Annotated in this window: 10 protein-coding genes; 3 read left to right on the top strand and 7 right to left on the bottom strand. The window is 61.7% G+C overall.

Annotated elements, in window-relative coordinates; genetic code table 11:
- Positions 1–56 precede the first annotated feature (56 nt).
- The 4 genes from ACE03M_RS05055 to ACE03M_RS05040 all read right to left on the bottom strand — a co-directional run bounded on the left by ACE03M_RS05055 (position 57) and on the right by ACE03M_RS05040 (position 4,821).
- Complete coding sequence (locus ACE03M_RS05055) at positions 57–1,847, bottom strand: DEAD/DEAH box helicase (RefSeq protein WP_485933006.1); 1,791 nt, start codon at positions 1,845–1,847, stop codon at positions 57–59.
- A 323-nt stretch (positions 1,848–2,170) separates the two neighbouring features.
- Positions 2,171–3,175: an alpha/beta hydrolase fold domain-containing protein gene (locus ACE03M_RS05050; RefSeq protein ID WP_485933005.1), complete on the bottom strand. Its 1,005-nt coding sequence runs from the start codon at positions 3,173–3,175 to the stop codon at positions 2,171–2,173.
- Between the two features lie 186 nt (positions 3,176–3,361).
- On the bottom strand, positions 3,362–4,375 hold the full coding sequence (locus ACE03M_RS05045; RefSeq protein ID WP_485933004.1) for a DUF3039 domain-containing protein: 1,014 nt from the start codon (positions 4,373–4,375) through the stop codon (positions 3,362–3,364).
- Positions 4,376–4,419: 44 nt separating this feature from the next.
- Positions 4,420–4,821, bottom strand: a complete 402-nt coding sequence (locus ACE03M_RS05040) for a helix-turn-helix domain-containing protein (RefSeq protein ID WP_485933003.1) — start codon at positions 4,819–4,821, stop codon at positions 4,420–4,422.
- A gap of 177 nt (positions 4,822–4,998) precedes the next feature.
- On the opposite strand from ACE03M_RS05040, the gene ACE03M_RS05035 reads away from it, so the two are divergent.
- Positions 4,999–5,688, top strand: a complete 690-nt coding sequence (locus tag ACE03M_RS05035; RefSeq protein ID WP_485933001.1) for an aminoacyl-tRNA hydrolase — start codon at positions 4,999–5,001, stop codon at positions 5,686–5,688.
- Positions 5,689–5,697: 9 nt separating this feature from the next.
- Here the strand turns inward: ACE03M_RS05035 and ACE03M_RS05030 are convergent, their stop codons facing one another.
- On the bottom strand, positions 5,698–5,874 hold the full coding sequence (locus ACE03M_RS05030) for a hypothetical protein (protein WP_186293256.1): 177 nt from the start codon (positions 5,872–5,874) through the stop codon (positions 5,698–5,700).
- Positions 5,875–6,022: 148 nt separating this feature from the next.
- Here ACE03M_RS05030 and ACE03M_RS05025 point away from each other — a divergent pair, with 148 nt between their 5' ends.
- Positions 6,023–6,715 carry a hypothetical protein gene (locus tag ACE03M_RS05025; protein ID WP_485933000.1) on the top strand — a complete coding sequence of 231 codons (693 nt, stop codon included), beginning with the start codon at positions 6,023–6,025 and terminating at the stop codon, positions 6,713–6,715.
- A 132-nt stretch (positions 6,716–6,847) separates the two neighbouring features.
- On the top strand, positions 6,848–8,380 hold the full coding sequence (locus tag ACE03M_RS05020) for a deoxyguanosinetriphosphate triphosphohydrolase family protein (RefSeq protein WP_485932999.1): 1,533 nt from the start codon (positions 6,848–6,850) through the stop codon (positions 8,378–8,380).
- Positions 8,381–8,513: 133 nt separating this feature from the next.
- Here ACE03M_RS05020 and ACE03M_RS05015 read toward each other — a convergent pair whose 3' ends face one another.
- Positions 8,514–10,664, bottom strand: a complete 2,151-nt coding sequence (locus ACE03M_RS05015; protein ID WP_485932997.1) for a choice-of-anchor G family protein — start codon at positions 10,662–10,664, stop codon at positions 8,514–8,516.
- A 518-nt stretch (positions 10,665–11,182) separates the two neighbouring features.
- Complete coding sequence (locus ACE03M_RS05010; protein ID WP_485932995.1) at positions 11,183–13,957, bottom strand: choice-of-anchor G family protein; 2,775 nt, start codon at positions 13,955–13,957, stop codon at positions 11,183–11,185.
- Positions 13,958–14,016 lie beyond the last annotated feature (59 nt).

Below are 14,016 nucleotides of genomic sequence, written 5' to 3'. Positions count from 1 at the left end.
GAGCACAAGAGATGTGCTCTGCCCGAGGTGAGTTGTTCAGCTGTGTGTAAGTAGGCTCAGCTGTTGCTTGAGTAGACCGTGCGTGAACCGCCGGAGCTGCCCTGGCTGCGGTGGCGTCCCCGAGTCTCGGCACTCGTGCCTCGGTTGTCGGATCCGCGCCGGTTGCCGGTGTTCCCACGAGTGTTGCTGCGGGTGCCTTCGCTGCGGCGGTTGCCTGAAGCACTCGCACCTGAACGACTGCCACGGCCGTTCGCTGCGGGGCGTCCCTCCTGGGCATTTCCACCCGAGCGGCTGCCCTGCGAGTTGTTCCTGGCGGTGCGACCACCCGAAGCGTTTCTGGAGCTGCGGCCGCCTGCTTGGCCACCGCGACCGCTTTCACCGCTGCGACTGCTGTCTCCGCCGCGGCTGTTCTCACCACTGCGTCGACTGCTTCCGCCGCGGCCTCCACGGCGACGCCCGGATGAGCGCTGTCCGCCCTGTGATTGCTCAGCCTTCTGCTTCTCTGCTGCGGCCTGGATTGCGATCTGCGGGTCGACATAGTCAGCGGTTTCGCCCACCAGGTCGGTCACCACGGAGGATTCGGCCGTGACCTTCTGCGGAGTCACTTTGATGGCTGCCTTGCGCAGCAGCACCATCGTGTCCTTGCGCTCACCTGGCTGCATGATCGTCACAACTTCGCCGGAGCTGCCGGCACGTGCTGTGCGACCCGAGCGGTGCAGATAAGCCTTGTGCTCGGTCGGCGGATCCACGTGGACGACGAGTTCGACGGAGTCGACATGGACTCCTCGGGCGGCGACGTCTGTGGCGACGAGCACGCGCACGTTCCCCTCGCTGAATGCTGCCAGGTTGCGATCTCGTGCCCCCTGAGACAGGTTGCCGTGGAGATCCACGGCGGGAATGCCCTGCGCGGTCAGCTGCCGGGTGAATCGCTTCGCCCGGTGCTTGGTGCGGGTGAAGAGGATGCGGCGACCGGTGCCGGAGGCGAGCCGCTGGATCAGATCGTTCTTGTCCTCATCGGCGACCTCGAAGACGTGGTGCGTCATGGCGGAGACGTGCGAATTGGGATCGTCGACGGAGTGGCGGATCTCGTTGTGGAGGAACCGGCGGACCAGTTTGTCCACGCCGTTGTCCAAAGTCGCAGAGAAGAACATCCGCTGGCCATGCTCCGGGGTCTTGGCGAGGATGCGGGTGACACCGGGCAGGAAGCCCAGATCGGCCATGTGGTCGGCCTCGTCGAGGACGGTGACCTCGATGTCGTCCAGGGAGATCAGGCCCTGCTGGAGCAGGTCCTCGAGCCGTCCCGGGCAGGCCACGACGATGTCGACGCCTGCACTGAGGGCGATTTCCTGGCGCCTCTGCTTGACGCCGCCGAAGATGGTTGTCGTCGACATGCCGTAGGCCTGGGCCAGGGGATCGACCACGTTCGTGATCTGGGTTGCGAGCTCACGCGTGGGTGCCAGGATGAGGCCGCGTGGAAGGCGGCCCTTCTTCCGGCCGGCAGCGGACTCTGACAGGCGCGTCACCATGGGAATGGCGAAGGCGAGTGTTTTGCCGGAGCCGGTCTTGCCTCTGCCCAGCACATCGCGGCCGGCGAGCGTGTCCGGAAGTGTGTCCTTCTGGATGGGGAAGGCCTCGGTTTTGCCCTCCGCGCGAAGACGATCGGTCAGGACAGAGGGAACGCCGAGCTCGGTGAAAGTGACGGGAGCGGCATCTGTCTTGTCCGCGACGGCATTCGCCACCTCGGGATTCGCAGCCTTCGGTGTGGCTGGTCGTCGCTGCCTGGTGGAGGAAGAGACGGCATTGTTGCTGGAGTCATGTGGGGGAGTGATGGGATAGCCCTTCGACATGCCGGAGGACTCACAGATGCCACCGAATGGTGACGGGAGCCGGTTCCGGACAAGGTGTGGGAACGCCGTTTGGCGCTCTCGATCGCCGAGAGGAAACGGCTTCGGAAACACGCGCCGGATATTGATTCACGGCCGCAGAGACGAGGCGTACTGTCGACGCAGGGAACCCGAATACGGGTTCGCAGGTACTACCAGCATACATGCCTCAGCGGTGTCGCCTTGACAGGGTTGCTCGATGTCAGCCATCTCATACTCCCGGATACCCCACGCCCGGTGCGCCGAAAGCGAGCAAGGCGCTTCGGTTCTACCACGCTCGGCTGTCTTCAGAGCCGCAGCTGCAGCCGGTCGGCGGCGAAGGATGCAGCCTTTCTGAGCACGTCTGTGGTGTCGTCGAGGATGCGACCGAAATGCAGGAATGAGTGCAGCACCTGCGGGTACTCCTCGTAGACGACATCATTTCCGGCCCGTCGCAGTCGCATTGCCAGGGCGCGACTGTCATCTCGCAGCGGATCGAGCCCAGCTGCGGTGACGAAGACCGGCGGCAGTCCGGCAAGATCGGCGCCGAGGTGGTTGTAGAGGGGCGACTCGGCGTCCCTGGCTGAAGCGAAGTACTCGGACATGATGCTGCCGAGGTCGTCGGTGCCCATACCGTCCCAGCTGCCGCCGAAGTTCCGACGGCTGGCAGAATCGCTGAGTCCGTGACCCCCATAGAACGACATCAGCGCCTGCACGGAGGAGAAGCTCTCAGGCGATGCCCCGATGTCCTCAGGTGCATCACGCAGCAGCAGTGCAGAACCAATCGTGAGCATGGCTCCTGCCGAATCCCCGGCGATCGCGAGGCGAGTACCATCCACCCCGAAGTACCTGCCGTTGCCGACGAGGTGATCGATGACGCCGGCGCTCTCGTGCAGCGCCTGCGGGAACTTCACTTCGGGGGAGAGTGAATAGTCGACGCCGACAACAGCTGCACCGCTGGATTCGGCGAGGACGCGCATGATCCGATCGTGGGTGTCGAGGTCACCAACGGTGAACCCGCCTCCGTGGAGGAACACGATTCCCGGCACGACCGCCTCGGCGCGGGGATAGTGGATCCGAACGGGTACGTCGACTCCGGCCGCGGAGATTGTGCCATCGACGGTGCGGACCATCGTCGGACCGCCCTCGTTCCAGGTGGAACGCTCGGCACGGTACTCCGCACGAGATTCGATGAAGCGGGCAGGTGTTTCCGACGGGTTCACGATCGCACGCACGGCATCCTTCCCGACTTGGCGGCAGGCTTCGGCACGTGTGGCTTGGACTGCGAGCACGTCCTTCATCTGGTCAGACATGGCGTCGACGATGTCCGGGGGGATTGTGGCCAGCAGAGCCGCGGTGAGATCGACGGCAGGGGTCTTACGGGAAATGGTCAGTGCCTTTCGTCGACAGCATCTCGCAGCTCAAGGCTACTCGGCGACGGTGCCTCGCCGGATGGCGGTCTTGCCGGCGACTAGGATTGGCACCATGACCGAGCACTATCAGCCTCGCTCGGGGAGGCTGTTCCATCGGTTTTTGCACTCGGGGCATACGGGCATCGCTTCGTGATCCTGATGGGCAACGAAAAAGACTCCGCAGAGTGCACGAATGCCAGTCCCATTGATCGTGCTCCCAGCGATATGCGGCTGGTGTGAATAGTGACTGTGGGTTCCTGGCTCGGGATCTGCGAGCTCTCCACTTGCGTTCAACATAGAGAGGTCCTCTGTTCGCTTTGTCCAGTAACCAGGATCTGCAATCGTTGTGAATTGGTTCTGGTATCGGTCCCACGCCTGAACGGGTGGATGAAGCGAGATGAGTGCTCGAGTGATCATCTGCCATTCGAGCTGAGAGGCTTGAGCGCAGTCGCCTGAACTTACAGTAACCAAAATCTCGTCGGCTTCGTACCCCACGTCGCGAACCTCAGTAACTTCGACTATCAGCTGCGCCAATCGAGTGGACTTCTTGACGGGATGCCAGATGTCGATTCTCGTTTCTCCACCTCGGCTGACAATCTGCAGTGCAGCTTCGACCTCGTTCTGTATGTGAAGCTCCCACTCTGTGACTATCCGTGCTGCGGTCTCCTGTCTGAGAAGCCGGAAGTCGTCATCGTTGGGAAACCACTGAGCAATGGCGTCTGCCTTAGCCGCGCGTTCGATCTGTTGATAGAAGTCATCTGAGTCTTTGTGACCGCCTTTGGCAAGTCCTGCTTTGATGAGCCAATGAACCCCGGTAGTCGGGTCCTTCCAGACAGCTCCACGCCACTGCTGAACCTTAATTTCCAAGAGAGGGATCTCAATGCTTGATTTGATCAGGCCTTGAGTGTTGTCGGTTTGCTCGTCATTGCTGAGGCTCTCGGCAGCTTTGGCAATGATTGGGTGTGGAAGTTCGCTGAGGGGGTGCAGATCGTCGAATCGGGTGTCAGCGAGGATTCGTTGAGTCACGGGTGACGACCAGCCGGAACCCAGGTCGGTCGTCAACAATCGCAAGGTCGGTCGAGCTTGCCTGCTGTGACTCATGGCCTCATTATGCCCGTAGTCTCTGACACGACAGAGGCGCGAATTTACAGCAGGTCCGCGATCTCGTCGACGGTGCCCTTTCGAGTCTGCTCTCGGTTCGCGAATTTTTCTGCAAGCTCGCGGCGATCGCGCTGACGCTGTGATTCGAATTCGGCGAGGTCAGCGACCCGGATTCGACGGTCTCTGCCAACTCGATGGGACGCGATTTCGCCACTGTCAAGAAGTTTGTACAAATGCGTTCGGCTCATTCCGAGACGAGTTGCGGCCTGGTTTGGAGTGAGTTCCGCAGACTCAAGATTCAAAGACACTGCGGGTGCGCCGCCGTTGACGCATTCGACGATGGCATCAATGAGGTCACGCAGTTCGGGTCCGGCTGTGGTGTGAGCGAACTGGTTGAGTGCCTCTACTTCGGCTTGCGGGATACTCGTTACATCGAAGGTTGGCATGGCGGAATCCTTTCGGCGACATCGCCACGGCATAGTGTTTACTCTTGGCCTGCAGGTGTCACAGATGATTCTACTGGCTCAGGTGATTCGGCGTCAATGCCGAGTGGGCCCAACCCTGCGCATCTCGGTTCTGAGGATCTCGCTGAGAGGCAGGTCGACCTCGATAGGATTGGCACCATGACCGAGCACATGCGCAGACACGAGTACGACCATGAGATTCCGTGGTCGCTGCCGATCGTGGTCCGGCGTTCGAAGACGAACATCGCCCGCCATATCGATGTCGTCGAGGCCGCTGCCCGAGCTGTCGTCGCCTTTCTCGACGATCCTCGCTCACAGCCGGAAGGTGAGTGGCACGAGGCAGTCGAGTACTGGCGTGACGGGGCCATCCGCAAGGTCGTTCGCCGCGGAGACGGGCAGAAGCTCGACGATGCACGAGCCTTGGGGTGTGTTGAGGTGACGTTCGGCGGCACGGATGACTTCGGTCCCGCCGAGGCGTTTGTCTTCCCTCCGGGTCCGGTCGAGCCGCTGCCGAAGGAATTGAAGAAGCTGCAGGTCGGCGGTACCGAGTTCCCGGATGAGGGAGGCACCTCTGTGACCGCGGACATGGCCGTCGTGACGATCGAACTCTCACCATTGGTGACGCTGACGACAGGGAAGGCTGCGGCGCAGTGCGGCCACGGGGCACAGCTGGCCTACGAGCAGATGCCCGCCGAGGTTCGCGATCGGTGGCGCGAAGCAGGATTCAGTCTGCGCGTGGTCACACCCACGAACGCGGAATGGGCGAATAGCGATCGGCCCGTGAGCGTCGTCGATGCGGGTTTCACGGAGGTAGACGGTCCCACCGAGACCGTGCGTGCGTGGTGGTGAGAGTCGGGACTACTCCGCGGCTTCCGCTTTCTCGTCGTCGTCGAGGGGACGCGTCTTCGTGCCGTTTCCGAACTCGTCGAGGATGATCATGTGCTTGACCATCTGGCCGGCTTCCTCATCCCAGACGTCGATGATGTCGCCGGGATGGGTCCCAGGCTGATAGAAATCTTCGTTGACTCCAGTCATTGAACTCACCTCCTGTCGTGCCTATGACGCTACGCCACTGTGACGTAAGTCTCAAGGCATTTCCCGGTGCTTTCGGCGAGGTGGTCAGTGTGCCCCGCCGAGGTGGCCGGCGGTTACGATTGTGCCGGGCCGCTCAGCAGAGGGCCGTATGGACGAGAGAATCACGGAGCTCAGGTTGACGTTCACGGGCCACCTGGTGAGCATGTTCTTCCCAGGCGCATGTTTCATCTTCGTCAGCGGATTGTTGTCGGAGGCCCTCCCCGGCTTGGCCCTGGGCATGGGATTTGTCGGATTCTTCGTCCTCATCGCATGGCCGATCTTCACGATCGTCGTCCACGTCCGTCACGACCGCCGCCTCAGACATCAGCAGAAGCGACGTATCTCGGACCACAGGAACATCACTGAGACCCAGGTATCGGCTTCAGAGGTCCCAATCAACGACCCGCTGTTCACATTCGTTTCGGGTGTCGAAGCCGTGATCATGATGTTCGCCCTGCCGATACTTCTCCTCGGCGGAATCGGAGTATTCTGCCTGGTCACTCTCAACGATGACCCTGGCACAACCATTGTCAAAGGCGTCGCCGGCGTAGCGTCTCTGGGTCTACTGGGCGGCTACCTGTTCATGCTTTTGCGCCGACGATCCCCGTCGACTTTGAGGATCGTCGGTATCGCAGTCGCCGTGTTCGGCATTGCTGGTCTCATCGCAGTCGGCACGGTGCTGCGCAGCGACGGACTCACCAACCTCGGCGACGTGATCATGGCGGTCACCAGTGTGGTCATGATCGCCGCCGGAATGTGGCTGGCGATCACCGGGCGCAACTCCTTCACACACACCGGCTGAGAGCGGCCGGCTCGACTACAGACTGCTCCATCAGATCGTGCGGACCATGACGATGAGGCAGCACACCTCAAAGCAGCCAATGCCTCCTTGTCACTCCAGGTCGGGTCGGCGATTCTGTAGGCTGGGGTCATCATGACGGAGAGACTGAAACTTCACAATGACGGTGGACGCGAGCGTGACGTCGCCGAGGCGGCCCAACCCGGCGAGGACGAGTTCCGCGTCGATATCGAACGAATCCGATTCTCCCCCTTCTTCTCACGACTGGCCGCCGTGACCCAGGTGATCCCGCAGGCCGGTTCTGGCACAGTCATTCACAACCGGCTGACGCATTCGCTCAAGGTCTCTGCCGTGGCCAGGTCGATCGCCATCACCTTGAACAACTCCGATGAGCGCACCCGATCAGTGCTCGCTGAACTCGGCGGGTGCGATCCGGTGGTGGTCCAGGCTGCCGCCGCAGCCCACGATATGGGGCACCCTCCGTTCGGCCACCTCGGCGAGAAGGAACTTGATCGTGTCTCACGGTCGGTGCTGCGCCTGCCTGACGGCTTCGAGGGCAATGCGCAGACCTTCCGCATTCTCACAGCTCTCGACAGCTGTGATGCCACAGCGCGGGGGCTCAACCTCACTCGGGCGGTCAAGGCCGCAGTGCTGAAGTACCCGTGGGCGCGCGGCGATTGGACGCAGCATCAGCGACTGAGCTCGGCCGAGATGCCCAGGGGAGTCGGGGATGAGGTCTCGCAGGGGGCGATGAAGTTCTCCGCCTACGCGACCGAGACGGCCGAGATGCACGATGCGCTGTCGGTGTTCCCGCGGATGGACCGGTACCAGCAGACGCTGGAGTGTGCGGTGATGGATGTCGCCGATGACATCGCCTATGCGGTGCATGACCTCGACGATTTCTACCGGTCGAACATCCTGCAGTACACCAGCGTCTCTGCCGAGTTGGGCCGGTGGCTCAGCGACTGCCGCGAACTCGGCCGGTTGTATGACACGGAGTTGGATCGTCGCAGGCCAGGCCACGCACTCGAGTCGATGTGGCGCCACATTCAGGAGAAAGACCCGTGGATCGCCGATGAGGATGCGTTCCGACAGTCGGTGCAGCGGGTCAATCGGGATCTTGTCGAGGGTCTGCTGGCCGTGCCTTATGACGGGGGACTGGAGGCCGACCGGGCTGTCACCGCGTTCACGAGGCGGTGGATCGATCGGCTCAAGGCCTCCATCGTCGTCGATGCGCGGCCACACGTCCGCAGCGGGCATGTGCGTCTGTCCGACACCGCCTGGCACGATGTGGTGGTGTTGAAGTTCGTCCACTCGAGATTCGTACTCGAACGTTCAGATCTTGCGGTGTATCAGCGAGGGCAGACCCGGATCATCGCCTCCCTGGTGGAGGGTTTCCACGAATGGCTGCGCGATCCCGACGAGGCGACCACGATTCCTCGGCGCCTCCTCGATTCGGTTGAGGCGGCCACACAGGAATACCAAGATCTCTACGACAGGGATCCGTCCAGCCTCGGCGAGGAGGGCGCCAGCGCCATCGTCAGGTTGGGGAGGGCCAGGGCGGTCGTGGACTACATCGCCTCATTCACCGATGCGCAGGCCATGTCCGTCAACGCTTTGATCACCGGTTCCTCGGAGGAGCCGTGGGAGGCTGGCCGCGGACTCTAGCACGTGCGTTCGTGGTGCCGACGCTTACAGTCAGACGAAGGATTTCAGACAGACGAAAGGCGGGGCCGGAGTTTTCACTCCGACCCCGCCTTTCGCGTGGTATCAACCGTTCACACGGCCATGAGACTCAGTCTCAGAGGCCTGCACGGTGGCGGCGCGTCAGGTAGATCGCGATTCCACCGCCGGCGACGAGGAGGGCAGCGAGCCCGCCCAGAGCCAAGGTGCCGTTGGCACCGGTGCGGGGCAGATCGCCACCGTCAGCAGCAGCCGATGCGTTGGCATCGTCGCTGGCGTTCGCGTCATCAGCTGAGCTCGCCGAGGCGTTTGCCTCGTCGTTGTTGTCAGCGGAGGCGTTGGCGTCATCGGTAGCAGCTGCGGAGTCGTCCGCGTTTGCCGATGCGTTCACGTCAGCGTTGGAAGCAGCCGAGTCATCAGCGTCAGCCGATGTGTTGGCCTCTTCGTTGGCGGCTGCCGAGTCATCAGCATCTGCGGTTGCCGAAGCCGAGTCATCAGCGTCAGCGGTTGCTGCTGCCGAGTCGTCTGCGTCAGCAGAGGCCGAATCATCGGCGTCAGCGGAAGCGGTGTCATCAGCGTTTGCGTCATCGCCTGGTGCTTCGTCGGCTGCGGTCGCACGGACCGAGGACGAGGCCAGGTTGATGTCAGCAAGTGCGTCGGCTGCCTGAGGGGCGGCCTGTGCGCCGCCTGCTGCGGGGACGCCGTCTGGCAGCAGCTCGAGGCTGACGGCGTTGACGGTGAAGCCGTCAGCGTCGGTGCCCTTGACGTTGCTGTCTTCAGCAGGATCGCGCTTGGTGGGCTGCTCGTTGATCGTCAGGTCGACGATCTTGTTGAGGCCCTCGAAGACGGGATCGAGACCGGAGAGGATCGGATCGACGGCGTCGGTGACTCCGCCGGTGACCTGGTCAGCAGTGGTGTTCAGGATTCCACCGATGACGGGTTCGGTGACCTTGAGGAGCTCTTCGAGCAGAGGATCGGTGATCGAGTTGAGGAGTTCTCCAACGTCGATTCCGAGGAGCTCGAGGTCTGTGGAAATCTTGGGATCGCCTTCGCCGGTGCCGGCGAGCTGACCGAGAGTGGCGTCGATGTTGACCTTGCCATCAGCGGCTGGGACTCCGACTGCTGTGGCCTTGGCCGGCAGCGAGATCTCGACTCGGGCTTCGTTGAGAGCATCCTTGAGAGTCTCGTTGAACTTACCGGAGAGGGTTCCGAGTGCTTCAGCAACTGCGTCGGTGATCTTTCCGATTGTCTCGGAGGTCAGCACCTGGGTGTTGGGGTCGAGGCCGTTGAGGTCCTCGCCGTTCTCACCGTTGACGACCTTGGCGAGGTCGATCTTGATGTCACCGTTCTTGAGGTCGATCGAGGCGATGCCCGCCTTATCCTCGAGCTTTTCGTTGATGACGTTTTCGACGACGCTGTTGAGAGCGTCTGCGGTCTCAACGTTGACGGTCGTGCCTTCGCCGCCGAGGCTGATGTCGGCCAGACCTGTCTTGACGTCGATACCAGCGTTGGCCAGCTGGTCGGCCAGGCCTTCCTTGGCGATGACGTCTTCGAGGGTGCCGCCGGCTCCGTCGACAACCTTGGTCAGCGATTCGTTGAGGTCGCCCACAGCTGGGCTGGAGACGGTAAGGACTCCATCAGCAACGACGTAGTCGGAAGTGGCCTCGTCTGCGCCTTTGGCTTCTGCGGTCGAAGCAACCGCACCGAGGGAGAGCGAGAGCTCGTCGACGATGTTGTCGGTGACTCCGTCGATGCCGGCCTGTCCCAGAACCTGGGTGAGGTCGACTTCGGCGTTTCCGTACTCACCGTTGTTGATGTCGTCCACGTTGAGGGCGCCATCCTTGCCGACTGCACCGGCACTTGCCTTGGCACTGTCTGCCGAAGGAGCGTAGCCGTAGGAGTTGAGCGCTCCGGCTTCGCCGAGCTTCAGGAGGCCTTCGCCGCCTGGCTGGCTGATGACTGGCAGTGAGACACCGTCACCCAGATCCAGGTCGATGGCGCTCAGTGCTTCTGCATTGAGAGGGGTCTTGGCTTCCTCAGGATTGCTGGGGAAGCTGCTGTATGCACCAGCGGCATCGACGAGCTGATCGTCGAGGAGATCCGACTGGACCAGCTGACCGAGCGCCTCAGCGTCTTCGTTCGGGTCCTGCTCGATGGCTGCAGCGCTGGGTGAGGTGACCATGACAGTCAGCCCAAGGGCGGTGACTGCGGCTGCGCTACCGACGGCGATCTTTCGTACGGGCGGCTGCCCGTTACGGAGCTTCTTCATACTTCTCCACTTCCATTTGTGAGGATCGACCGACGGTGTTTGCGTACAAGGGACATGGTGCTTTTCGGCCGAACGGATTTAACCCTACAAGCTCATTGGCAAATAATGCGAAAGTAATGTGAAAGGTAACGGAAACGTAACGCGAACTGTGTGCTCGCAGGTGGTTGGGGTACAAATGAATGATCAATGAACGATGCTCAGAGGTGTCGGACGAAGGCTTTTTGGTGTAGCCGAGGCTGTTCCTTGAGATGCTGGGGATCGCGCTCACCGCGCCCGGCGTAGTCAGGTGGCCTTGTGTCTCACTGAGTGAAATGGCGATACTTTTGTTCGAACTAAAGTCCAACTTCTGTGGGCCGAGTCACGGAGCGTAATATGACGAAATTGTCATGAGTGGCGTGTCGGTAATTACTTATGAGTAACGACTATTTGTGTCGCAGGTCACCAAAAAGGCGGGGCCGGAGCTTTCACTCCGACCCCGCCTTTTAGGCGCTCAGCTCAGTGGCTGAGTGTCATGTGTATCAGTGCTGACCTGCCGAGGCGCGGTAGCGGCGGGTTCCGTAGATCGCCGCTGCACCGCCTGCAATCAGCAGGGCTGCGATGCCGGCCATGGTCAGGACGCCGTCGGCGCCTGTCCGTGGCAGGTCTCCGCCGTCGCTGCTGCCTGAGGCGTTGGTGCTGGCACCGGCTGAGCTGGCCGAAGCGTTCGACTGGCTCGAGGAGCTGGCCGAGGCTGCCTGATCGGAATCCGCGGATGCAGATGCCTGATCAGCGTCGTCATCCGAGGCAGCGCTGGCTTCAGCACCGTCAGCGTCCGCGGAAGCGGTAGCTTCTGCTTCGGCTCCGTCTGCTGCAGCGGTTGCTGCACCTTCAGGATCAGCTTCTGCGTCTGCTTCTGCTCCATCGGCGTCTGCAGCGGCAGTGGTGTCGACATTGGAGTCGTCTGCCTCTGCAGCAGCGTCAGCTTCTGTGCCGTCGGCGTTGGCCGCAGCTTCGACCGAAGCATCGTCGGACGACGTTGCATTCGAGGCGACTGCGGCAGCTGCTGCCGGGTCTGCGTCTGCAGCGGCAGTGGTGTCAGCGTTTGCCGTCTCTGTGTCATCAGCGTTGGCAGCCGCGGTTGCTGCGGCCTGTGCTGAAGCATTCGGATCAGACGTTGCGTCCGCCGAGGCTTCCGAAGAGGAATCTTCGGTCGCTGCGGATTCTGCTGCTGCCGAAGCATCGATGTCCGCAGCTGCAGAAGCGGTGGTGTCAGCGTCTGCGGTAGCGGCGGCCTGTGCGGCTGCTTCTGCAATGGCATTGTCATTGTTGTCAGCGTCGGCCGAAGCTGCGGCCGAGGCCGAAGCATTGGCGTTGACGTCCGATTCGTTGGAAGCGTCGGCCACTGCCGAGTCATCTGCGTCTGCCGCGGCCGCAGCAGATGCTTCCGAAGACGAGTCCGCGTTCGAAGCAACGCTGGCGGCTGCTGCCGGGTCAGCGTCTGCCGCTGCAGTTGTGTCTGCATTGGCTGCGTCCGTGTTGTCAGCGTTCGACGCTGCCTCTGCTGCTACGGTCGCCGAGGCGTTTGTCTCGGTGGTCGCATCGGCTGAGGTTTCGGACGACGCATCTTCGGTTGCTGCTGATTCCGCTGCTGCTTCTGCGCTGGCATCGGCTGCTGCAGTCTCGTCGGTGGTTGCATCGGCCTGGGCGGCAGCCTGAGCTGCTACCTCAGCCGAAGCGTTGGAGTCGTCATCAGCGTCTGCCGAAGCTGCAGCGGAAGCCGCAGCGTTCGTGTTCACATCATCGTCGCCCGGTTCTTCAGGTGCCTCAGCGGTCGCACGGACCGAGGAGGAAGCGAGGTTGATGTCGACTGCTTCAGAGGCCGGGAGCAACTCCAGGCTCACAGCGCTGACAGTGAAGCCAGGACCATTGGTGCCCTTGACCTGGCTCTCCTGATCCTTCAGTGTCGGCTGCTCGTTGACCGTCAGATCGACAACCTGGTTGAGAGCTTCAAAGACAGGATCGAGGGTGCCCAGCAGAGGATCGACGATGTCGGTGACGCCAGCGGAGAGCTCCTCGACGGTGGCCGTGAGGATTCCGCCGATGAGTGGCTTGGTGATGTCGAGAACTGCAGTGATCAGCGGCTCCGTAATGGCGTTCAACAGATCGCCGACAGGGATGATTCCCAACAGATCCAAATCAGTGGTGATTGTCGGATCCGAATCGTCGGTGCCAGCCAGTTGGCCTAGCGTCGCATCAATGATGACGTTTCCACTGGCGAGCGGTAGCAACGCGCGAATCTCGGCCGGAAGCTCGATCTTCAGGTGCACGTCGTTGAGAGCATCAGTCAGAGTTTCCGTGACCTTGCCAGTCAGTTCGCCCAGAGCGTCAGCCACTGCGGTCGTGATTTTCGAAATGGTGTCCGAGGTCAGGACCTGGGTGTTTGGATCGAGACCGTTGAGATCCTCTCCGTTTCCGCCCTCGACAACCTTGGCGAGATCGATCTTGATGTCGCCAGTCTCAAGATCGATCGAGACGATTCCCGATTTATCCTTGAGCTCTTCATTGATGATGTTCTCGACGACGCTATTGAGTGCATCGCGAACTTCGACCGATACTGTGGTGTCGTCTCCGCCGATTGCGATACGGCCGACAGAGCCGAGATCGACATCGAGGCCGAGGCCAGCGAGATCATTGAGGAGGCCCTCATCGCCGATAACCTCTTCGAGGGTCTCGCCCGTGCCGTCGACGAGTGTGTCGAGTGCGCCGGAGATCTCTCCAACAGCAGGGCTGGAGACTGTCAGAATGCCGTCTGCGACGACATATTCTGAAGTGTCGGTGGTTCCGTCATTGTCAGCAGTCGAGGCGATTGCCCCGAGTTCCAGGCTGAGCTCGTCGACGACTTGATCGGTGATTCCGTCCAGTCCAAGCTGGCCGAGGACCGAGGTCAGATCGACGTTGGCGTTGCCGAATTCACCGTTGTTGATGTCGTCCAGGTTAAGGGCGCCGTCGGTACCGACTGCGCCGGCGCTGGCCTTGGCCTCGTTATATGCCGGGGCATGGCCGTACGAGTTGAGTGCTCCGGCGTTGCCGAGATCGAGGAGCCCGTCTCCGCCTTCTTCGCTGATAAGTGGGATGCCGATACCGGGAAGTTCGAGTCCCAGGGACTGCAGCACTTCGAGGTTCAGCGGGGTGGTGGCAGCCTCTTCGTTCGAGGGTGAGCTGCTGTACGCAGAGAGGGCCTCGATTGCCTGAGCATCAAGCAGATCAGCGTCGATGAGCTGACCGAATGCTTCGGCATCTTCGTTGGGGTTCATTTCTTCGGCTGAACCTGGTGACGTTGTCATCAGGGTGAGCCCTAACGCTGTGGCGGGGG

The organism is Brevibacterium sp. AGC70, assembly GCF_057334195.1.
The sequence above is the reverse complement of the archived record's forward strand: the minus strand, read 5'-3'. Positions and strand labels throughout refer to the sequence as shown.

Coding starts and splice junctions, on each gene's coding strand:
- ACE03M_RS05055 (WP_485933006.1), bottom strand. CDS start 1,847: ATGTCGAAGGGCTATCCCATCACTCCCCCACATGACTCCAGCAACAAT.
- ACE03M_RS05050 (WP_485933005.1), bottom strand. CDS start 3,175: ATGTCTGACCAGATGAAGGACGTGCTCGCAGTCCAAGCCACACGTGCC.
- ACE03M_RS05045 (WP_485933004.1), bottom strand. CDS start 4,375: ATGAGTCACAGCAGGCAAGCTCGACCGACCTTGCGATTGTTGACGACC.
- ACE03M_RS05040 (WP_485933003.1), bottom strand. CDS start 4,821: ATGCCAACCTTCGATGTAACGAGTATCCCGCAAGCCGAAGTAGAGGCA.
- ACE03M_RS05035 (WP_485933001.1), top strand. CDS start 4,999: ATGACCGAGCACATGCGCAGACACGAGTACGACCATGAGATTCCGTGG.
- ACE03M_RS05030 (WP_186293256.1), bottom strand. CDS start 5,874: ATGACTGGAGTCAACGAAGATTTCTATCAGCCTGGGACCCATCCCGGC.
- ACE03M_RS05025 (WP_485933000.1), top strand. CDS start 6,023: ATGGACGAGAGAATCACGGAGCTCAGGTTGACGTTCACGGGCCACCTG.
- ACE03M_RS05020 (WP_485932999.1), top strand. CDS start 6,848: ATGACGGAGAGACTGAAACTTCACAATGACGGTGGACGCGAGCGTGAC.
- ACE03M_RS05015 (WP_485932997.1), bottom strand. CDS start 10,664: ATGAAGAAGCTCCGTAACGGGCAGCCGCCCGTACGAAAGATCGCCGTC.
- ACE03M_RS05010 (WP_485932995.1), bottom strand. CDS start 13,957: ATGAACCCCAACGAAGATGCCGAAGCATTCGGTCAGCTCATCGACGCT.